This window comes from Bradyrhizobium sp. USDA 223, assembly GCF_044909005.1.
GTDB lineage: Bacteria > Pseudomonadota > Alphaproteobacteria > Rhizobiales > Xanthobacteraceae > Bradyrhizobium > Bradyrhizobium yuanmingense.
The window spans coordinates 940,191-959,874 of the sequence record NZ_JBIYDR010000001.1; the positions used below are offsets into that span (position 1 = coordinate 940,191).

Annotated in this window: 16 protein-coding genes; 6 read left to right on the forward strand and 10 right to left on the reverse strand. The window is 63.9% G+C overall.

Going from position 1 to position 19,684, the window contains the following annotated elements:
- Window positions 1–3 precede the first annotated feature (3 nt).
- Window positions 4–1,674: a urocanate hydratase gene (gene hutU / locus ABIA40_RS03890; protein WP_404539230.1), complete on the forward strand. Its 1,671-nt coding sequence runs from the start codon at window positions 4–6 to the stop codon at window positions 1,672–1,674.
- Window positions 1,675–1,681: 7 nt separating this feature from the next.
- On the opposite strand, the gene ABIA40_RS03895 is transcribed toward hutU, so the two are convergent.
- On the reverse strand, window positions 1,682–3,691 hold the full coding sequence (locus ABIA40_RS03895) for a putative bifunctional diguanylate cyclase/phosphodiesterase (RefSeq protein ID WP_404539233.1): 2,010 nt from the start codon (window positions 3,689–3,691) through the stop codon (window positions 1,682–1,684).
- 268 nt (window positions 3,692–3,959) lie between these two features.
- On the reverse strand, window positions 3,960–5,093 hold the full coding sequence (locus ABIA40_RS03900; RefSeq protein ID WP_404539235.1) for a hypothetical protein: 1,134 nt from the start codon (window positions 5,091–5,093) through the stop codon (window positions 3,960–3,962).
- A gap of 457 nt (window positions 5,094–5,550) precedes the next feature.
- Here ABIA40_RS03900 and ABIA40_RS03905 point away from each other — a divergent pair, with 457 nt between their 5' ends.
- Complete coding sequence (locus tag ABIA40_RS03905; RefSeq protein WP_157283964.1) at window positions 5,551–6,360, forward strand: substrate-binding domain-containing protein; 810 nt, start codon at window positions 5,551–5,553, stop codon at window positions 6,358–6,360.
- Here ABIA40_RS03905 and ABIA40_RS03910 read toward each other — a convergent pair.
- Window positions 6,334–7,032 carry an ABC transporter permease gene (locus tag ABIA40_RS03910; protein ID WP_404539237.1) on the reverse strand — a complete coding sequence of 233 codons (699 nt, stop codon included), beginning with the start codon at window positions 7,030–7,032 and terminating at the stop codon, window positions 6,334–6,336. The two genes, ABIA40_RS03905 and ABIA40_RS03910, sit on opposite strands and share 27 nt — an antisense overlap.
- A 315-nt stretch (window positions 7,033–7,347) precedes the next feature.
- On the opposite strand from ABIA40_RS03910, the gene ABIA40_RS03915 reads away from it, so the two are divergent.
- The 4 genes from ABIA40_RS03915 to ABIA40_RS03930 all read left to right on the forward strand — a co-directional run bounded on the left by ABIA40_RS03915 (window position 7,348) and on the right by ABIA40_RS03930 (window position 11,546).
- Window positions 7,348–8,199, forward strand: a complete 852-nt coding sequence (locus ABIA40_RS03915; RefSeq protein WP_157283960.1) for a 3-hydroxybutyryl-CoA dehydrogenase — start codon at window positions 7,348–7,350, stop codon at window positions 8,197–8,199.
- A gap of 138 nt (window positions 8,200–8,337) precedes the next feature.
- Window positions 8,338–8,802, forward strand: coding sequence for a group III truncated hemoglobin (locus tag ABIA40_RS03920; protein ID WP_404539239.1), 465 nt, complete (start codon window positions 8,338–8,340; stop codon window positions 8,800–8,802).
- Between the two features lie 236 nt (window positions 8,803–9,038).
- The gene (locus ABIA40_RS03925) at window positions 9,039–9,692 is read left to right on the forward strand and encodes a ubiquinol-cytochrome c reductase iron-sulfur subunit (RefSeq protein WP_404539242.1); all 654 of its coding nucleotides are present in this window, start codon (window positions 9,039–9,041) and stop codon (window positions 9,690–9,692) included.
- A gap of 129 nt (window positions 9,693–9,821) precedes the next feature.
- On the forward strand, window positions 9,822–11,546 hold the full coding sequence (locus tag ABIA40_RS03930; RefSeq protein WP_404539245.1) for a methanol/ethanol family PQQ-dependent dehydrogenase: 1,725 nt from the start codon (window positions 9,822–9,824) through the stop codon (window positions 11,544–11,546).
- A gap of 94 nt (window positions 11,547–11,640) precedes the next feature.
- On the opposite strand, the gene ABIA40_RS03935 is transcribed toward ABIA40_RS03930, so the two are convergent.
- The 7 genes from ABIA40_RS03935 to xoxF5 form a co-directional block, all read right to left on the reverse strand.
- The gene (locus ABIA40_RS03935; protein WP_157283956.1) at window positions 11,641–11,898 is read right to left on the reverse strand and encodes a hypothetical protein; all 258 of its coding nucleotides are present in this window, start codon (window positions 11,896–11,898) and stop codon (window positions 11,641–11,643) included.
- A 72-nt stretch (window positions 11,899–11,970) separates the two neighbouring features.
- Window positions 11,971–14,283: a molybdopterin cofactor-binding domain-containing protein gene (locus ABIA40_RS03940; RefSeq protein ID WP_404539248.1), complete on the reverse strand. Its 2,313-nt coding sequence runs from the start codon at window positions 14,281–14,283 to the stop codon at window positions 11,971–11,973.
- Between the two features lies 1 nt (window position 14,284).
- Window positions 14,285–14,737: a (2Fe-2S)-binding protein gene (locus tag ABIA40_RS03945; RefSeq protein WP_024342565.1), complete on the reverse strand. Its 453-nt coding sequence runs from the start codon at window positions 14,735–14,737 to the stop codon at window positions 14,285–14,287.
- A 646-nt stretch (window positions 14,738–15,383) separates the two neighbouring features.
- Window positions 15,384–15,947: an S-(hydroxymethyl)glutathione synthase gene (gene gfa / locus ABIA40_RS03950; RefSeq protein ID WP_036042003.1), complete on the reverse strand. Its 564-nt coding sequence runs from the start codon at window positions 15,945–15,947 to the stop codon at window positions 15,384–15,386.
- 31 nt (window positions 15,948–15,978) lie between these two features.
- A complete protein-coding gene (locus ABIA40_RS03955) occupies window positions 15,979–17,088 on the reverse strand; it encodes an S-(hydroxymethyl)glutathione dehydrogenase/class III alcohol dehydrogenase (protein ID WP_027574628.1) in 1,110 nt (369 codons plus the stop codon).
- Window positions 17,089–17,148: 60 nt separating this feature from the next.
- Window positions 17,149–17,640: a c-type cytochrome, methanol metabolism-related gene (locus tag ABIA40_RS03960; protein WP_157284197.1), complete on the reverse strand. Its 492-nt coding sequence runs from the start codon at window positions 17,638–17,640 to the stop codon at window positions 17,149–17,151.
- 116 nt (window positions 17,641–17,756) lie between these two features.
- On the reverse strand, window positions 17,757–19,562 hold the full coding sequence (gene xoxF5 / locus ABIA40_RS03965; RefSeq protein ID WP_404539253.1) for a lanthanide-dependent methanol dehydrogenase XoxF5: 1,806 nt from the start codon (window positions 19,560–19,562) through the stop codon (window positions 17,757–17,759).
- Between the last annotated feature and the right edge of the window lie 122 nt (window positions 19,563–19,684).

Consider the following 19,684-nt stretch of genomic DNA (forward strand, 5'->3'; position numbering starts at 1 on the left):
CACATGAACCGCCGACTGGACAATGACCGCACCATCCGCGCTCCCCGCGGCAGCGACATCAGCGCGAAGAGCTGGTTGACCGAAGCGCCCTTACGCATGCTGATGAACAATCTCGATCCTGACGTCGCCGAGCGCCCGAGCGAGCTCGTCGTCTATGGCGGCATCGGCCGCGCCGCGCGCGACTGGGAGAGTTTTGACCGGATCGTTGCGGCCTTGCGCAAGCTCGAAGCCGACCAGACGCTGCTGGTGCAGTCCGGCAAGCCGGTCGGCGTGTTCCGCACCCATGCCGATGCACCGCGCGTGCTGATCGCGAATTCCAACATCGTACCGCATTGGGCGACGCTCGATCATTTCAACGAGCTCGATCGCCAGGGCCTGATGATGTACGGACAGATGACGGCGGGCTCCTGGATCTATATCGGCAGCCAGGGCATCGTGCAGGGCACCTATGAAACCTTCGTCGAGGTCGGTCGGCGTCATTACGGCGGCAGCCTCGCCGGCAAATGGATTCTCACGGCCGGCTTGGGAGGCATGGGCGGGGCGCAGCCGCTGGCGGCGACCATGGCCGGCGCTTCGATGCTTGCGGTCGAATGCCAGCCGAGCCGCATCGAGATGCGCCTGCGGACCGGCTATCTCGACCGGCAAGCCGCAACGCTTGATGAAGCGCTCGCGATCATGGCGGACGCCGCGAAGACGAACAAGGCGGTCTCGGTCGGCCTGCTCGGCAACGCCGCGGTGATATTCCCTGAGCTGGTGCGCCGCGGCGTCAAGCCCGACATCGTCACCGACCAGACCAGCGCGCACGATCCGATCAACGGCTACTTGCCGAAGGGCTGGACGCTTGCCGAATGGGAAGCCAAGCGCGCGTCCGATCCGAAGGCAGTGGAGCGCGCCTCGAAGACGTCGATGGTCGCGCATGTCCAGGCCATGCTGGATTTCCATGCGCAGGGCATTCCGACGCTCGATTACGGCAACAACATTCGCCAGATGGCGCAGGATATGGGCCTGAAGAACGCGTTCGATTTCCCCGGCTTCGTGCCCGCCTATATCCGCCCGCTGTTTTGCCGCGGCGTCGGGCCGTTCCGCTGGGCCGCGCTGTCGGGCGATCCCGAGGACATCTTCAAGACCGATGCCAAGGTCAAGGAGCTGATGCCTGACGACAAGCATCTGCACAATTGGCTCGACATGGCAAAGGCGCGCATCAAGTTCCAGGGCCTGCCGGCACGGATCTGCTGGGTCGGTCTCGGCGACCGCCATCGCCTCGGCCTTGCCTTCAACGAGATGGTGGCGCGTGGCGAACTGAAAGCGCCGATCGTGATCGGCCGCGATCATCTCGACAGCGGCTCGGTGGCGAGCCCCAACCGCGAGACCGAGGCGATGAAGGACGGATCGGATGCCGTCTCCGACTGGCCGCTGCTCAATGCGCTGCTCAATTGCGCCAGCGGAGCGACCTGGGTGTCGCTGCATCATGGCGGCGGCGTCGGCATCGGCTATTCGCAGCACGCGGGCATGGTGATCGTCGCCGACGGCACGCCCGAGGCTGCGAAGCGGATCGAGCGCGTGCTGTGGAACGATCCCGCCACTGGCGTCATGCGCCACGCCGATGCAGGCTACGACATCGCGATCGAGTGCGCGCGCGACAAGGGGCTCGATCTGCCGAGCCTGGCGGAGTAGACGAGGCTCAGGCCACGACCTTGGTCCCGGTGCCATCGAGGCGCCGGCTCTCCTTCGCAAGATGGTCGCCGATCGCATCGGCCGGCATGGGCTTGGCGAAATAGTAGCCCTGGATGAAGTCGCATCCCAGGCGGCGCAAGGTGTCGAGCTGAGCACGCGTCTCGACGCCCTCGACGACGCAGGCGATCTCCATGTCGTCGCAGAGACCGGTGAGCGATTTGATGATCTTGTGGCTGACGGGATTCTCGTTGATGTCGGAAACGAAGCTGCGGTCGACCTTGATCTTGTCGAGCGGCAACCGGTGCACGTGGCTCAACGACGAATAGCCGGTGCCGAAATCGTCCAGCGAAATGCCGCAGCCCATTGCCTTCAGCGTTGCGATCGATTGCTGTGCGCGGACGAAGTCGAAGGTGACGGCGGTCTCGGTGATCTCGAAATCGATCCGGCGCGGCGTCAACCCGCTCTTCTCGATGATCGAAATCAGCGGCAGGATGCCCTCCGCCGCACAGACATCGTGGGCTGAGAGATTGAACGACAGGCGGATGTGATCGGGCCATGTCCTGGCGATGGCGAGCGCGCGCACCAGCAGCGCCTGCGTCAGCGGCCGGATCAGCCCGATGCGTTCGGCGGCCGGAATGAAATCGGCCGGAGAGACCAGGCCGAGGCGGGTGCTGCGCCAGCGCGCCAGGACCTCGAAGCCGGCGGTGTGCTCGCTCATGGCATCGACGATCGGCTGGAACACCAGGTCCATCTCGGTGCTGAAATCGGCGGTGCGCAGCAGGTTCTCGATGACTCCGCGACTGCGGATCTCGGCCTCGAGTTCGCTCGAGAAGATCACGGTGCGGCCGCGCAGATGGCGCTTGGCGTGATAAAGTGAATAGTCGGCGCATTCATAGAGTGCTTCCGCGGTCGTTGCCGATTGGGGAAACGAGGCAGAGCCGATCGAGCAGGACAGCCCGGTATGGGCAGTGTCGAGCTGGTAGGGAAGCCTGACCTGGTCGCCAATGCGCTGGCCCAGCCGCAGCAGGTCTGCATCGTCGGGGTCGCCGCAAACGACAAGGCCGAACTCGTCGCCGCCTAATCGGGCGAATTCGACCCGCTGCGGACCAAAGCCCTCGCACACCTCGCGGATGCGGCGGCCGGCCTCGATCAGGACGCGGTCTCCGACCGAATGGCCGTAATTGTCGTTGATCGGCTTGAAACCGTCGAGATCGATGATGCCGACCGCGATCCGAACGTTCCTGCGTTCGGCATCGGTGAAGGCGCTCGACAGCTCGGCGAAGAAGCGGCGGCGGTTCGGCAGCTCGGTGAGTGAATCGAGATTGGCAAGGCGGAAGTTCTCGTCAGAGAGCGCCTGCGTCGCCGCCTGTTGCGCGAGCAGCGACTTGCGGCTGGCGACGAGATCGGCGAAGTCGCGGTAGTAGATGAACAGCACCGTCACCATCGCGGCGGAAACCAGCAGGTTGTTGACCGCGATCGCCTTCAGCGTCGGCTCGCCCGTGGCGAAGAAGAACAGCACATAGGGCACGTCGACGATCAGCGTCACGATCAGCGCCGCCGAGCGCAGATGCATCAGCGAGAAGATGCAGCCGATCACGGTGACCGCCATGTAGAACGCGACCTGGCTCTTGGCGAAGGGATCGCCGTAGGGGTAGAGCGCGAAGGACCAGGCGGTGAAGCCGGCACCGATCGGCAGGGTCAGCCAGTTGGTGGCGCGCAGATTGCGCAGGATGTCCGCATCGCTGCGCACCAGCCGGCGCTGGCGTAGCCACCAGAAAGTCCGTAAGGCCGCGAGCACCGTCAACACGGCCGGCACGATCATCGTCAGCCAGTCCGGCGCCACGTTCACATAGGTGTAGGCGACCGCAATCGTGTTGCTGATGAGGATGAAGTAGAGCAGCGGGATCTGCTTGGAGAAGGCGTCGAATTGCGCCCGCGTCAAGTCCGGATTGTCGGCAGGAACGCGAAACAATCGCATCGCGGCGGCAAGATGAGATTTCAAATCGGCAATAGGCATTGCAATACGAGCCCCAGACCCCCTGAAAAACGTGGGCAATCTTGCACGGCAGGGGTAAAGGGCCCGTTAGATCAATCCTGGCCCGGGCAGGCCAGCACTGGTTGCGCGCTGCCTTACGATTTTCCGATCGCGTGCATTGGTGAGGTCCCGTTAAGGATATCCGGCCGCAGCGTGCGCACGTCTCAGGCACAGATCGCCCGAAATCGCTGCAGCTACCGCCTGCTATCGCCCATGCGCGACATCAGCCTAGCACATGGCCACGGTCGGATCAGGCGAGGACGGCCTGGCGCTCGCGCGCCGGTTCGCGGACGCGCTCGCCGGTCCGAGGCTCGGCAAGCTGCGTGAAGCTCCGATGGCTCGCCTGAACCGGTGCCTCGACGATCACGCCCTCACAGACGATCTGTCCGCCGAGCATCCTGAATTCCAGCTTGTCGTAGCGCGGCATTGTCTCGCCGGGTGCCGGGGGCAGCAGCCCGATGCTTCCCTGGATGTTCAGCGCGGCTTCGCCGGTGCCGTGCAGCCGCGGATTCCACATCCTGATTCCGCTCTCCGCCCAGCGCTGCCGGATCAGCGCCGCGCGGTCGGCGGGCTCTGCGGCTCTCGCGCGAACTTTCGGGACGTTGCGGATCTCTGGCGAAGGAGACGCGAGAGCCGGAGCCGGCTCGATGTCGGTGACACCGCTCAAGGAGTCGTTAGTCGCCGCAGCGAGCGGAACATCGTTTGTAGGGACTTGCGGGCTTTCGACAACGAGCGCCGGTTCGCTGTCGGCGCTGGCTTCGGAGGCATCAGTCGTGACGCTATCGGCCTCGGCGCGGAGAAGCTCGACTTCTTCGACGGCGACCGGATCGACGGCGGCGGAAACGTCGGGCGAGGAGGCTGCCTCGATGATGACATCAGGGACATCAGTCAAGGCGGTCGCGACCTCCGCCGACGAAATCACAACCTCTTCTACGACGGCGGAGTCGACCTCTGCAGGAATCTCAGCAGGCGATGCATCATCGTCAACGATGGCGAGATCAGAGGCTGCAACTGGCTCGCTCTCCGCACCGGCCGATGCAGCCAGCACCTCCTCGGAGGTTGGCGGCGTCGCGGGCGCCTCGATTTCCGGCACCGTCGCCGGAGAGGAGTCCCCGCTGATACGGATTTCGTCGGACGGATTCTCAGCGACGACAGACACAGCCGCATCGTTCTCCGCGACCAGAGCCTTGGTGGCGGGGGCAGCGTCGTCGCGCACCGGGGCGGTGCTGATCTCGGCGCTTGGAGCTTGAGCCGGGACCTCGACGTCTTCGATGATGGCGGGCGAAGCGTCCGTGGCGGTCGGCGCGACCTCAATGTTGCCGCTGTGCGGCACAGGCCGGAGTCGGGAAAACGCCCAGTTCACCGCAGGGATGCGGCGCAGCAACGATATCAGTCTCGAAAGCACTGGGAGTTGTCCAAGAGGTGCTCGGCGTGAGGCAATCGCTGATTCGTCAGCAATGTGAAAACCTGCCCCGGCCGTCACATCCGTGTCAATGTAAGGTGGACCAATTGCAGAACATCCGCGCATCCAGCGCGCATCCGCCCGAGTTACGCAACCCGCACAGCAGCCGATGATGCAATAATACCCCTGTTTTGCCCGACGCCGCAAGCGCGTCTTCGGTAACACCGAAAATACTCAAGCCTTTCAACCCCATCGCTACTGTGCATGGGGTTGTTTTTCACTTCTTGTTTTGCAGGCGTGCCTAGCGCGCGCCGGCGCGCTTTTTTTGCCAGACGAGGTGCACCGCGCGCATCAACTCTCGTTGCAATCCAAGCTTGGGGTTCCCGTCGTCGCCGCGAGTCGCTATTCAGAACCGTCATTGTCTGGCCGAGGACGTCGCATGAGGAAGCTTGTTGCCATCGGAGCGGTCCTGCTCTGGTCCACAATCGCATCCGCACAGGATCGCACCATCACCGTAGCTTCAACCACCTCGACGGAACAGTCGGGGCTGTTCGGTCATCTGCTGCCGCTGTTCGCGAAGGCCGAAGGCATCAGCGTGAAGGTCGTCGCCGTCGGCACCGGCCAGGCGCTGGACATCGGGCGGCGCGGCGATGCCGACGTGGTGTTCGTCCACGACAGGCCCGCCGAGGACAGGTTCATGTCCGAAGGGCAGGGCGTGAAGCGCTTCGACGTCATGTACAACGACTTCGTCATCATCGGCCCCAAGAGCGATCCGGCGCAGATCTCAGGCAGCAAGGACGCGGCCGAGGCGCTGCGCAAGATCGCGACGGCGAAGGCGCCGTTCATCTCGCGCGGCGACAAGTCCGGCACGCATGCGGCCGAGCTGAGACTATGGAAGGAGGCTGGCGTCGACCTCAGTGCCGGCAAGGACATTTGGTACCGGGAGATCGGCCAGGGCATGGGTCCGGCGCTGAACATGGCCTCGTCGTCGAATGCCTACCTCCTGTCGGACCGCGGCACCTGGCTGTCGTTCAAGAACCGTGGCGAACTCGCCATCCTGACCGAGGGTGACAAGCGGCTCTTCAACCAGTACGGCGTCATGCTGGTCAATCCCGCAAAGCATCCGAACGTGAAGGCGAAGGAGGGACAGGCCTTCGTCGACTGGCTGGTTTCGCCGCAAGGGCAGCAAGCGATCGCCGGGTACAAGGTCGGCGGCGAGCAGCTATTTTTCCCCAACGCGCCCAACTAGGACGAAGGCGACGGTCGACACCGCGACGCTGAGAGCGAGCAGGATCAGCCCGAGCCCGAGCGCCAGCGGCAGCTCGCCTTTGCTGGTTTCCAGCGCGATCGCCGTCGTCATCGTGCGGGTGAAGCCGCGGATGTTGCCACCGACGATGATGATGGCACCGACTTCCGCAATGGCGCGCCCGAACGCGGCGAGAAAGGCCGTCAGCAACGAGGTCCGGCCGAGCGCGAATAGCAGGGCCATGCTGCGCAGGGCCGACAGCCCGTCGATCCGCGCCAGGTCGCCATACTCCGCCCACAACAGGCTTGCCGGCCGGTGCACCAGCGCCACCACGATCGGCGTCGCCAGCAGCGTCTGCGCGATCACCATGGCGGCCGGCGTGAACAACAAGCCCGCCGCCCCGAACGGGCCGGACCGCGACAGCAAGAGATAGAGCGCGAGCCCGACCACGACCGGCGGAAGCCCGAGCAGGGCATTGGTCAGAATGATGATGATTTGGCGTCCCCGGAAGCGGGTGATCGCAAGCAGGGCTCCAAAGGGGGCGCCGATGAGGAGCGCCAGGATGCTGGCGGTCATGCTGACCCGCAACGACAGGGCGACGATGCCCAATAGCTCGGTGTCGGCATCGCCGATCAGCGCAAAGGCGGCACCGATGGATCGTGCGAAATCGTTCATCCGGTCTCGGGCAAGCCCCTGTTCCGCGGTAGCCCCGCGCCGCCCTTCTCGCTGCTGCCGCTGCCATAATCAAGGGGCCAGGGGTGGGCAGCCCCGCCGGAGCCGTTGGAGAAGGGCTCAGGATGATCGGTAAACGCGGCCAGGGACCCACAATCGAGGCACCTGGCGGCCCCGCGGGCGGCTTTCTTCCGGCCTCGGATGCGCTAAGGAACAGGATCGGGTCGCGCCGGCCCAATGGCGGTGCTAGACCCTAATGCAGGAACAATGAAGCCGGGCTGCGACTGGCGCGCCCGCAAGGATGAAGGATGTGACGCAATGATCCAGACCGTTGGCATCATCGGGGCAGGGACCATGGGGAACGGCATCGCGCAGGTCTGCGCGGCCGCCGGCCTCTCGGTCGTAATGGTCGATATTTCCGATGCGGCGGTGAACCGCGGCCTTTCGACCGTCGGCGGAAGCCTCGAGCGGCTGGTCAAAAAAGAGAAGATGTCGGCGGCCGACCGCGAGGCGACGCTCAAGCGCATCACCGGCACCACGGACCGGGCGAAGCTGTCGGATTGCGACCTCGTCATCGAGGCCGCGACCGAGAACGAGGAGCTCAAGGTCAAGATCCTGAAGGATCTCTGCGCCACCCTGTCGCCGCGCACGCTGGTCGCGACCAACACCTCCTCGATCTCGATCACCAAGCTCGCCGCCGCGACCGACCGTCCCGACCGCTTCATCGGCATGCACTTCTTCAACCCGGTGCCGGTGATGGCGCTGCTCGAACTCATCCGCGGCCTGCAGACCTCGGACGACACCCATGCCAAGGCGCTGGATTTCGCCAAGCGCGTCGGCAAAGTGGCGATCACCGCCAAGAACAGCCCGGGCTTCGCCGTCAACCGCATCCTCTGTCCGATGATCAACGAGGCGATCTTCGCGCTCCAGGAGGGCATCGCGACGGCGGAAGAGATCGACGCCGGCATGAAGCTCGGCTGCAACCATCCGATCGGGCCGCTCGCACTTGCCGATCTCGTCGGGCTCGACACCATGCTTTCGGTGATGGAGGTCTTTTACAAGGGTTTCAACGATCCTAAATATCGGCCAGCGCCGCTGCTGAAAGAGATGGTCGATGCCGGCCATCTCGGCCGCAAGACCGGGCAGGGCTTCTACACTTATACCGCCTGATGAAGGCATTGGCGGCGGGCGCCTTAGCGTCCGCCGCCAGATCCCGCAATTTGCGCTGCGACAAAGACGCCGCGTGCGATAGGCCCGACAATGTCGAACGGGCGGCCTGCGGGGATAACGGAACGGATAGCAAAGGACATGTCGGATCGACTGAAGGCCGAGCGGGAAGCTGCGGCCGCGCGCCGGAGCCTGTTGACCCAGGATGCGATCGAGCGAACCGGGATCACCGAGGAGATGATTGGAGAACTCGTCACCCGCTTCTACGGACGCGTGCGCGAGGACGCGCTGTTGGGACCCGTCTTCGGCGTCGTGCAGAATTGGGACGAGCATCTCGCCAAGCTCAGGGATTTCTGGTCGTCGGTCGTGCTGATGAGCGGCCGCTATCATGGATCGCCGATGCGGGCACACCTGCCGCTCAGCCTGGCCGGTGGCCATTTCGATCGCTGGCTCGACCTGTTCGAGCAGACCGCGCGCGAGGTCTGCCCGCCGGCGGCGGCTGCGCTGTTCATCGACAAGGCGCGTCGTATCGCCGACAGCTTTGAGATGGCGTCGGCAACATTTGCGGGCCGCATCGCTTCGCCGCGTCACGTGCTCAGGTCGTGAAGGACACGATGCCTGCGTGGGATTCCGCATCGCATCGTGGCGTCGCACCAATTCCTACATCATCGGTCTGATCTGCAAAATCATCATGCCGTTCGCGCAATGCGATGTAGAACTTGCGAAAACGCGCTTGCTCGCTTTCATTCTCGTTCAATCAACGCGAGCAAAGCCATATTGATGCACTGCGGCGCCAAGTCTTCGCCTTGTTTTCGGCAGAGTTCCAGCGCCTGCTAGCGGGCATGGCTCGCGCATCGTTCGATACCCATTCATCATCTTCCGAACACGCTACGGAACCCGACGTCGAAGCGGGCACCGAACAGACACGGCGATCCCTGCTGCTCGGTGCGATGGCGACGACGGCGTGTCTCGGCTGTTCAACCAGGACCCGCGCAGGTGAGGATCCGCCCGGCTCGGATGAGCGGCCGCAGAAAGGCGATCTGCTTGTCTTCTCCGAAGGTGACCAGGAGGGAAAGCTCGTCACTGCGGCTGATCTCAAGGTCGGTGGACCGCCGATCCATGCCTGGCCGAAGGACCCCACCACATCGGTGGTGCGCAGCGCCTCGCGGCTCAACGAAATCCTGATCATCAAGCTCGATCCCGCCGACCTCGACGAGAAGACCCGCGCGCGCGCCGTCGACGGCATCATCGCCTATTCGGCGATCTGCTCGCATGCCGGCTGTCCCGTCACCGCCTGGGTGAAGAGCGATGTCGGCGACAAGGAGGTGTTCAAGTGCATGTGCCACAACTCCGAATTCGATCCCCGCGCGGGCGCGCAGGTCGTGTTCGGGCCGGCGCCGCGGCGGCTTGCAGCGCTGCCGCTGGAGCTCGCTGACGGTTCGCTCAGCGTCGCCGGCAATTTCATGGGAAAGGTAGGTGGCACACAGCCAGGATGATGGACGGTTGCGGGCTGGGCCCGCGTCAGGACTAGCCGCTTCCGCCGAAGGGCGGGCGACGGGACGAACGACAAGAATTCACAACAAGAATTCAAGCGGATGAAAAGGGGAACGTCCATGAGAACTTCCATGACCAGGAAGCAATGGTTACTGTCCGGCTTGGTCGCCTTCACGTGTCTTGCCTCAACCGCCGCCCTATCGGGTCCGATCGAGAGTTATTCTCCGGTCACCGCGCAGCGGCTGGAAAACCCCGAGCCCCACAACTGGATGCTCTACCGGCGCACCTATGACGGGCACGGCTATAGCCCGCTCGACCAGATCAACACCTCCAACGTGAAGAACCTCACACCGGTCTGGACCTTTTCCACTGGCGTGGTCGAAGGCCATCAGGCCCCGCCGATCGTCAACAATGGCGTGATGTTCGTGACGACCCCAATGGGCCAGGTGATCGCGCTGAATGCGAAGACCGGCGACGAATACTGGCGCTACAAGCGGCAGCTTCCTGACGATCTGTTCCAGCTGCATCCGACCAACCGCGGCGTCGGTCTGTGGGAGGACAAGCTCTACCTCGCCACCACGGACGACCACGTGGTCGCGCTCGATGCCAAGACCGGCAAGGTGCTGTGGGACACCAAGGTGCAGGACTACAGGAAGGGCCAGTACCTCACCCTGATGCCCTTGATCGTCGACGGTAAGGTCATTGTCGGCGGCTCCGGCGGCGAGTTCGGCGTACGTGGCTATATCGTGGCTTATGATGCCAAGGACGGTAAGGAGCTGTGGCGGACCTACACCATCCCCGGTGAAGGCGAGCCCGGCCACGAAACCTGGCAAGGCGACGACTGGAAGAACGGCGGTGGATCGGCCTGGATGACCGGCAATTACGACAAGGAGACCAAGACGATCTATTGGGGTGTCGGCAATGCCGCGCCATGGCCCGGCGACTCGCATCCCGGCGACAATCTCTATACTGCATCGGTGCTCGCGCTCGATCCCGGCACCGGCAAGATCAAGACCTATTTCCAGTACCACCAGAACGATTCCTGGGATTGGGACGAGGTCGATGCGCCGATGCTGATCGATTTGCAGCGCAACGGCCGCACCATCAAGAGCCTGGTCCATCCCGGACGCAATGCGATCTTCTGGGTGCTGGAGCGGACTCCGACCAAGATCAATTACGTCGCCGGATGGCCGTTCGTCTTCACTGACGTCTGGAAGGGCATCGACGAGACCGGCAAGCCGATCGTGGATCCTGCGCACAAGCCGGTGATCGGCAAGCGCGTCGAGTTCTGTCCCTCGCTCTGGGGCGGCAAGGATTGGCCGTCGGCGGCCTACAGCCAGAGGACCGGCCTCGTCTACGTGCCTGCCAACGAGAATTTCTGCGGCGGCTTTACCGGCGAGAAAGTGCCGCTCAAGCCGGGCGAGCTCTGGCTCGGCACCAAGCCGGAAGACATCGGCCTGAAGACAAAGCCGGGTGCAGATCATTTTGGCGAGCTCCAGGCCTGGGATCCCGCAACCGGAAAGAAGGTCTGGCAGCACAACTTCCCCAAGTCGCATCTGTTCGGATCGGTCACCGCGACCGCGGGCGATCTCGTCTTCGTCGGCGGGACCAACGACCGCTATTTCCGCGCCTTCCACGCCAAGACGGGCGAACTGCTGTGGGAGCAGAAGACCAACTCCGGCATCGTCGGCATGCCGGTGTCATATGAGATCGACGGCACGCAGTACATCGCGATCCAGTCGGGCTGGGGCGTCGACGCGCAGCGCATCCAGGATGCACTCGTGACCAATAATATCGGCATTGAAGCCAACGTGCCGCAGGGCGGCGTCGTCTGGGTCTTCGCGCTGAAGAAATAGCTCCGCGGGCGGATCGAAAGAAGCGGAGCAGCGGGGGGTGGCGAATGCGGCGGATGGCAACATCCGCCGCATTTGTTTGCGCAGCGCCAGATAGCTACTTCCCCTCGCGCTCGACCTTGTCCTTCTCCTTCTGGTTCATCTCGCGAATCTTGGGATCCGGATTGTGCTGCCCGGTGGTCTGGGTGGTGGAGGCGGGTGGGGCGTTGGCGTTGGGCAGCGAAGTCTGGTCGGGGCCGGTGGGGCGCGTCGCAGTGGTCGGCGGCGCCGTGTTGCTCTGGGCGAATGCGCCCGCGGCGGTCAAAAGAAAGGCGCCCGACAGCGAGACTGTGAGCGCCCTTGAGATGTTGGTCATCGATCTGCTCCTGTCAGATCGATGGAAACGGCGCGAGGCGGCTTGTGTTCCGCCTCGCACTTCGGTTCCGTCTCACGCCTCCAATTGCTTGCCGATCGGAAGTGCGCGGATGCGTTTTCCCGTCGCTGCGAAGATCGCGTTGATCAGGGCTGGCGCGAACGGAGGAACGCCGGGCTCGCCGACGCCGCTCGGCGGCGTGTCGGGTCCGGGCGGTACGATGTAGACGTTGGTCACCACAGGCGAGTCGTCCATCCTGACGACCTGGAAGTCGTCAAAATTCTTCTGCTGCACCTTGCCGTCCTTGAAGGTGATCTCGCCGTATTTGGCGAGACTGAGCCCCATGATTGCCGCGCCCTCAATCTGCGAAGCGATGCGCTCGGGGTTGACATAGGTGCCGCAATCGATCGCGGTGTCGACCCGCGGCACCGTCAGCTTGCCCTTGTCGTCGACGGCGACCTCGACGACGGTCGCGATGTAGCTGACGAAGCTGCGGTGCACGGCGATGCCGAGACCGTGGCCCTTCGGCACCTTTCGTCCCCATTCCCCCTTCTCGGCGACCAGCTCGACCACCTTGCGCAGGCGCGCGGTGTCGATCGGGTAGCTGTCCTGGGGCTCGCCGTAGTTCCAGAGGTCCTTCACGTTGGGCTTGACGATGCGAGGCGAGCCGATCAGCTCGAGCAGCATGTCTTTCTGGTCGCGGCCCGTTGCCTGCGCGATCTCGCCGACCATCGACTGAACGGCGAAGGCGCGCGGGATGTTCGAGACCGCGCGGAACCAGCCGATGCGGGTGAACGCCGCGGCTTCCGGGTTCTCACACGAGATGTTCGCGATCTCGAACGGCATATCGACCAGGCCCATGCCGATTTCGAACGGCGCCTGATGCACCGTGCCGGCGGCAAAGGTCGAGGCGATGCTGGGAGCCACGCTGCGGTGGCGCCAGGCGATCACCTTGCCGCTCTTGTCGAGGCCGGCCTCGATCCGCTCGACCGAGACGGTGTGCAGGAAGCCGTTGTGGATGTCGTCCTCCCGCGTCCACTGCACCTTCACCGGCGCGCCGAGCTCCTTCGAGAGCAGCGCGGCTTCGAGCGCAAAGTCGCATTTCGACTTGCGTCCGAACCCGCCGCCGAGCAGCGTCACGTTGACCGTGACGTTGGCCTCGGGAATGCCGAGCGTCTTGGCGACGTCCTCGCGGGTGCCGCCGGGGCTCTGCACCGGCGCCCAGATCTCGGCCCTGTCGCCCTTGACGTCCGCGACCGCCACCGGCGTCTCCATGGCGACATGGGCGAGATGCGGAAGGTAATATTCGCCGACGATCACCTTGTCGGCGCTCTTCAGGGCAGCGTCCGCATCGCCCTCCTTGCGCAGCACGAGCCCCGGCTTGCGCGAGGCCTCCTCGAGCTCCTTGCGGTAGGCGACGGAGTCGTATTTGCCGTTGGGACCGTCGTCCCAGGTCAGCTTCAGCGCGTCGCGGCCCTTGATCGCCGCGCCTGTGTTGCGCGCGATCACCGCGACGCCGCCGAGCGGCTGGAATTTCGAGGGCCACGGCCAGCCGCGCACCTGCATCACCTTCTCGACACCGGGGACCTTCAGCGCCTCCGCCGGCTCGAACTTGACCAGTTTGCCGCCGGTCACCGGCGGACGGGCGATCACGGCATATTTCATGCCGGGCAGCCGCACGTCGGCGCCGTAGTTCGCCTTGCCGGTGGTGATGTCGTGGAGATCGACGATGCCGATCTGGCCCTTGCCGAGATAGCGGAAGTTCTTGGGGTCCTTCAGCTTGAGGCCCTCGATGCTGGGCACCGATTCCTTGGCGGCGTCGGCGGCGAGCTCGCCGAAGCCGAGCTTGCGCCCGCTGGCGCTGTGCACGACCTCGTGGTTGACCGCCTTGACCTCGGTCGCCGGCACGCCCCAGCGCTTGGCCGCGGCCTGCTCCAGCATTGTGCGGGCCGAAGCGCCGATCTGGCGCATCGGGATCAGATAATGCCGCGTGCTGCGCGAGCCGTCGGTGTCCTGGTTGCCGAACTTGACCTCGTCGCCATGGGCTTGCTGCACCTTGACCCTGGACCAGTCGGCCTCCATCTCCTCGGCCACGATCAGCGGCAGGCTGGTGCGCACGCCGGTGCCCATTTCCGAACGGTGCCCGACGATGGTGACGATGCCATCCGCGCCTACCGAAACGAACACGCGCGGATCGACCACGACGCCATGCGGCATCTTGCCGGCGCCGGTCTCATAGGCGAGCGCCTGGCGCGACATCACGGGGGCGGCGAGCACGAAGCCGCCGGTGACGCCGAGCCCCTTCAGGATGCTGCGGCGCGACACCTTCTCGACCTTGATGTGCTTTTCGAAGCCGCGAAGCTTGCGGGGATTGTCGATGAAGTTCATGTCACACTCCCGTCGATGCGAGATGGACGGCGTTCTCGATGCGCTGATAGCAGCCGCAACGGCAGATGTTGCCAGACATCGCCTCGCGGATCTGGTCGTGCGAGGGTTTGGGATTCTCCATCAGAAGCGCCGCGGCCTGCATGATCTGGCCGGCCTGGCAGAAGCCGCATTGGGGCACATTGACCTGACGCCACGCCTTCTGCACCGGGTGATCGCCGTTCGGATGCAGCCCTTCGATCGTGGTGACCTCGCGTCCGGCGACGTCGTTGACGGACGTGATGCAGGCGCGCACCGCTTGCTTGTCGACGATGACCGTGCAGGAGCCGCACAGGGCCTGGCCGCAGCCGTATTTGGTGCCGGTGAGACCGGCCTCGTCACGCAGGAACCAGAGTAGCGGGAGATCCGGGTCACCGTCCCAGCTCTGTTCCTGGCCGTTGATCTTCACCTTGATCATGATCGTGCCTCGCTCTTCATAAGCATGCCAAATTCAAAGTCCGCCGACGCCGGTCGGCGACCTCGTGCGTCGTCTCGCCACATCCCGCCGTAGTCCCGCGCGGGCAAATCCCGGAGGGAGGCAGGAACGCAGGTAGCGAAGTCTGGATGTGCTCGATACCTCCCGTTTTCTTCTTAATTGATTGTACGTCGTGCGGCATCGTGACGGCGCGACCCTAGCAGAGATCGCGCCGACCTGGCGTTCACAGCCGAGTGTTCTCACCGGGAAAAGATTGCATCGACGGTTTGTCAAAAGCAGGGCGCGTCATCCGCCACGTTGCGCATCAAATGGGCGCAACGAAAAAAGCTTCGTCCGCCGGCTGCACCGAACGGACGAAGCAGTAGGCCTCAGTCGAGGGAGGGAGAACGCAGAGCACCGCGAACTTCAAGCAGGAAGCGGACGGTCCTGCGCAGTCATTCAGATACCAGGACTGAGGAGCCGATGGTCCTCACCCACGCGTGGTGCAGAAGCGGCGGCATCGCGCCGCGGTGGTCCCGGCAGCGGGGACCGTGAGGCTCGCTGGCGGCAACGAACGCCAGCGAGCTGCAGATGGTGTAGCCAAGATCCGGCGGCCGGCCAGTTCAGGCGGGCGTCCCAGGCAGTCTTCCTAAGCGGCTTTGGCCTTCGCGACATGGGTCGCGATCGCGTCCATCAGGGCCGGGGACAGGCAGTCATAGGGCTCGAGGCCGATCTCCTTCAGCCGCGAACGGATGCCGGCCATCTGCTCGGGCTTCACACCCGATTCGATCACGGAGGAAACGAAGGCGGCGAATTGCGGCGCCTGCGAGCCCTGCTCCTGGAACAGTTCGGGATGGATGAAGTCGAGGCCGTAGAACGGATGGTTCTTGTTCTCGATCCGGCCGTACATGTGCGTGCCGCAGGCCTTGCAGGCGTAACGCTGGATCACCGCGGAGGGGTCGACGATCTGGAGCTTGTCGCCGTTCTCGAGCACGGTGACGTTCTGGCGCGGCACGACGGCGACGACGGAGAAGGTCGCGCCCTGCGGCTTCCAGCACTTGGTGCAGCCGCAGGCGTGATTGTGGGCGACGTCGCCCTTGATGCCGACCTTCACCGGATGGTCGCTGCATTTGCAGGCCAGCGTGCCACCGGCGAAGCTGCCGCTGCCTTGCTTGATGCCGTTGTCGATCGAGGGATGGAGTGCAACAGTCATGGTCGATCCTCCTTGGTGTGACGTTTTCGAGCTAGAACACGACGACTGAACGGATGGATTTGCCCTCGTGCATGAGGTCAAAGCCCTTGTTGATCTCCTCGAGCTTGAGCACGTGGGTGATCATCGGATCGATCTGGATCTTTCCGTTCATGTACCAGTCGACGATCTTCGGCACGTCGGTGCGCCCGCGCGCGCCGCCGAAGGCCGTGCCGCGCCAGTTGCGGCCGGTGACGAGCTGGAACGGGCGGGTGGCGATCTCCTTGCCGGCCTCGGCGACGCCGATGATGATTGAGGTGCCCCAGCCGCGATGGCAGGCCTCCAGTGCCTGGCGCATCACGGTGGTGTTGCCGGTGCAGTCGAAGGTGTAGTCGGCGCCGCCGTCGGTGAGGCCGACGAGGTGCTGAACGATGTCGCCGGTGATCTTCTTCGGGTTGACGAAGTCGGTCATGCCGAACCTGCGACCCCATTCCTCCTTGGAATCGTTGATGTCGACGCCGATGATCTTGTCGGCGCCGGCCATCTTGGCGCCCTGGATGACGTTGAGGCCGATGCCGCCGAGGCCGAACACGACCACGTTGGAGCCCGGCGTCACCTTGGCGGTGTTGACGACGGCGCCGACGCCGGTGGTGACGCCGCAGCCGATGTAGCAGCTCTTGTCGAACGGCGCGTCCTCGCGGATCTTGGCGACCGCGATCTCGGGCAGCACGGTGAAGTTCGAGAAGGTCGAGCAGCCCATGTAGTGGTAGATCGGCTTGCCCTTGTAGGAGAAACGGCTGGTGCCGTCGGGCATCACGCCCTTGCCTTGCGTCGCGCGGATCGCGGTGCAGAGATTGGTCTTCTGGCTGAGGCAGCTTTTGCACTGCCGGCATTCCGGCGTGTAGAGTGGGATGACGTGATCGCCCGGCTTCACCGAGGTCACGCCCGGGCCGATCTCGCGGATGATGCCGGCTCCCTCATGTCCCAGGATCGACGGGAAGATTCCCTCGCTGTCGAAGCCGTCGAGCGTGTAGGCGTCGGTATGGCAGATACCCGTCGCCTTGATCTCGACCAGGACTTCGCCGGCCTTCGGGCCTTCCAGATCGACCTCGACGATCTCGAGCGGCTTCTTGGCTTCGAAAGCAACGGCGGCACGTGTCTTCATCGGTAGCTCCTCAAATTCTCATCAGACGCCAAGAAGTAGTCCTGGCAGCCCTCGTAACGTTCATTTCTTGCCCATGCAGGCGTCTTCAGCCTGGGTATAGGCCTCCGTCTTCTCCTCCTTTTTCGCAGGACGCTGCCGGCCCAAGGCGTCGGTGGAGCGCGCGCGGAGATAGACGTAGAGATCGTCCATGTAGCAGGCGACGTTCGGGTTATCACCGAAGGCCGGCATGACGTTCTCCTGCGCGGTCGAGATGCTCTTGCGGCCGGAGGCGACCACGCCGAGGAAGTCGCCGTAACTCATCGACTTGACAGAGTCCCTCAGCGCCGGTGCGTAGGTCGATCCCATGCCGTCGGGGCCGTGACACACGTGACAATCCGAGTGATAGCGGCGATATCCGGAATAGGTGAACCAGTCCACGGTACCGTCGGCCGAAATCTTGTAGGTCGGGTTTCCGTCCTTATCGAGCCACTTTCCGTCGTCTTCCTTCTTCACAGCGGTCGGGTCGCCCGGACCCTCTGCGACCGCGATTCCTCCGGACACAACGAAGATCATCATCACAACAATGACAGAGCAGATTTTACGCAAGAGATTTGTTCCTCGGCCGGCATTCGGTGGAGACGAGCCGGCGCGTGGAACGATCCACGCGCCGGAGCGATGCTAAGCGAGGCCTAGTTCGGCAGCGAGAACACGGTCAGCGTACCGCCGAGTGCCGTGTAGTTGCTGAGGGCCGCGTAGCCGCCGACGGCGCCGAGGCCTGCGGTCGGATCAGTCAGGCCTGCCGCGAGACCAATGCCGGCCCAGCCGCCCACGCCGGAGAGCACGGCAATGTACTGTTTGCCGTTGTTCTCATAGGTGGTGACGTTGCCGATGATGCCGGACGGAGTCTTGAACTTGTAGAGCTCCTTGCCGGACTTGGCATCGACCGCCTTCAGGTAGCCTTCGAGCGTGCCGTAGAACACCACGCCGCCTGCCGTTGCGAGCGCACCCGACCAGACCGAGAACTGCTCCTTGTTCGACCAGACGATCTTGCCGGTCTTGTTGTCCCAGGCGATGAAGTTGCCCATGTGGCTTTCACCCTGGGGCGGGTACATCGAAAGCGTCGCCCCCACATAGGGCTGGCCTGCGGTGTAGCTCACCTTGAACGGTTCGTAGTCCATGCAGACGTGGTTGGTCGGAACGTAGAACAGCTGCGTGTCCGGCGAGTAGGCCGCCGGCTGCTGGTCCTTCGTGCCGAGCGCGGCCGGGCAGATGCCCTTGGTGTTCTTGTCCTCTCCGCCGTGCTCGGTGGAATATTGGGCGACGACCTTCGGACGGCCATAGGTTGGCGAGTTCTTGTCCATGTCGACGCCGCTGGTCCAGTTCACTTTGGGATCGTACTTCTCGGCAACCAGCAGTTCGCCGGTGTCGCGATCCATGGTGTAGGCGAGGCCGTTGCGGTCGAAGTGCGTCAGCAGCTTGCGGTTCTGACCGTTGATCTGCTGGTCGCTGAGGATCATTTCGTTGACGCCGTCATAATCCCATTCGTCATGGGGCGTCATCTGGTAGACCCACTTCGCCATGCCCGTGTCGGCATCGCGGGCGAAGATCGCCATCGACCATTTGTTGTCGCCGGGACGCTGCTTCGGGTTCCAGGTCGAGGGATTGCCCGACCCGTAATAGACAAGGTTCAGAGCGGGATCGTACGAGAGCCAGCCCCAGGTGCAGCCGCCGCCGATTTTCCACTGATCGCCCTGCCAGGACTTCAGCGAAGAGTCCGGGCCGACCGGCTTGCCGAGCGACGTCGTCTTCACCGGATCGACCTTAATCTGATCGTCCGGACCCGTGGAATAGGCGCGCCAGACCTGCTTGCCGGATTTGAGGTCGTATGCGGTGACATGGCACTGCACGCCGAACTCCCCGCCGGATATGCCGACGAGGACCTTGTCCTTGACGACCAGGGCCGCCGAGGTACCGGTCTCGCCCTTTGCCGGGTTGCCATTGGTGGCCGACCAGGCCACCTGACCGGTCTTTGCATCGAGCGCCACGAGGTTGGTGTCGGCCTGATGCAGAATGATCTTACCGTCGCCATAGGACAGGCCGCGGTTGACGGTGTCGCAGCACATCACGGGGATGACGTTGGGATCCTGCTTCGGCTCGTATTTCCAAACGATCTTGTTCTCTTGCGAAAGGTCAATGGCGTAGACCTTGTTAGGGAACGGCGTGTGGACGTACATCATGTTGCCGATGATCAGCGGGCCGCCCTCGTGGCCACGCAGCACGCCGGTCGAGAAGGTCCAGGCAACTTGGAGTTTCCCGACATTCTGTGCGTTGATCTGGTTTAGCTTCGAATAGCGGGTATTGGCGTAGTCGCCCGCCGGCATCACCCAGTCTTTCGGGTTTTGCGACATCTTGATCAGCTCGTCATTTGCTGAAGCGCTGCCGACGGCGAGAGCCGCCGCCGAACCAAGACAGGTCGCCAGAAGCACCTTGCGCATAGTTATTCCTCCGTTGGTCTCGTTTATTATTTCCGAAGCGTTGCTCAATCGCCGGGCTTCTCGTCCGGCGTCTGCTCGTGCAGGGCGGTCACGATGGGGACCAGAAACGATGCTGTGCTGTT

Bases quoted from the DNA above. Each gene is read 5' to 3' on its own strand.
- hutU (WP_404539230.1), top strand. From the start codon at position 4: ATGAACCGCCGACTGGACAATGACCGCACCATCCGCGCTCCCCGCGGC.
- ABIA40_RS03895 (WP_404539233.1), bottom strand. From the start codon at position 3,691: ATGCCTATTGCCGATTTGAAATCTCATCTTGCCGCCGCGATGCGATTG.
- ABIA40_RS03905 (WP_157283964.1), top strand. From the start codon at position 5,551: ATGAGGAAGCTTGTTGCCATCGGAGCGGTCCTGCTCTGGTCCACAATC.
- ABIA40_RS03910 (WP_404539237.1), bottom strand. From the start codon at position 7,032: ATGAACGATTTCGCACGATCCATCGGTGCCGCCTTTGCGCTGATCGGC.
- ABIA40_RS03915 (WP_157283960.1), top strand. From the start codon at position 7,348: ATGATCCAGACCGTTGGCATCATCGGGGCAGGGACCATGGGGAACGGC.
- ABIA40_RS03920 (WP_404539239.1), top strand. From the start codon at position 8,338: ATGTCGGATCGACTGAAGGCCGAGCGGGAAGCTGCGGCCGCGCGCCGG.
- ABIA40_RS03925 (WP_404539242.1), top strand. From the start codon at position 9,039: ATGGCTCGCGCATCGTTCGATACCCATTCATCATCTTCCGAACACGCT.
- ABIA40_RS03930 (WP_404539245.1), top strand. From the start codon at position 9,822: ATGACCAGGAAGCAATGGTTACTGTCCGGCTTGGTCGCCTTCACGTGT.
- ABIA40_RS03935 (WP_157283956.1), bottom strand. From the start codon at position 11,898: ATGACCAACATCTCAAGGGCGCTCACAGTCTCGCTGTCGGGCGCCTTT.
- ABIA40_RS03940 (WP_404539248.1), bottom strand. From the start codon at position 14,283: ATGAACTTCATCGACAATCCCCGCAAGCTTCGCGGCTTCGAAAAGCAC.
- ABIA40_RS03945 (WP_024342565.1), bottom strand. From the start codon at position 14,737: ATGATCAAGGTGAAGATCAACGGCCAGGAACAGAGCTGGGACGGTGAC.
- gfa (WP_036042003.1), bottom strand. From the start codon at position 15,947: ATGACTGTTGCACTCCATCCCTCGATCGACAACGGCATCAAGCAAGGC.
- ABIA40_RS03955 (WP_027574628.1), bottom strand. From the start codon at position 17,088: ATGAAGACACGTGCCGCCGTTGCTTTCGAAGCCAAGAAGCCGCTCGAG.
- ABIA40_RS03960 (WP_157284197.1), bottom strand. From the start codon at position 17,640: ATGATCTTCGTTGTGTCCGGAGGAATCGCGGTCGCAGAGGGTCCGGGC.
- xoxF5 (WP_404539253.1), bottom strand. From the start codon at position 19,562: ATGCGCAAGGTGCTTCTGGCGACCTGTCTTGGTTCGGCGGCGGCTCTC.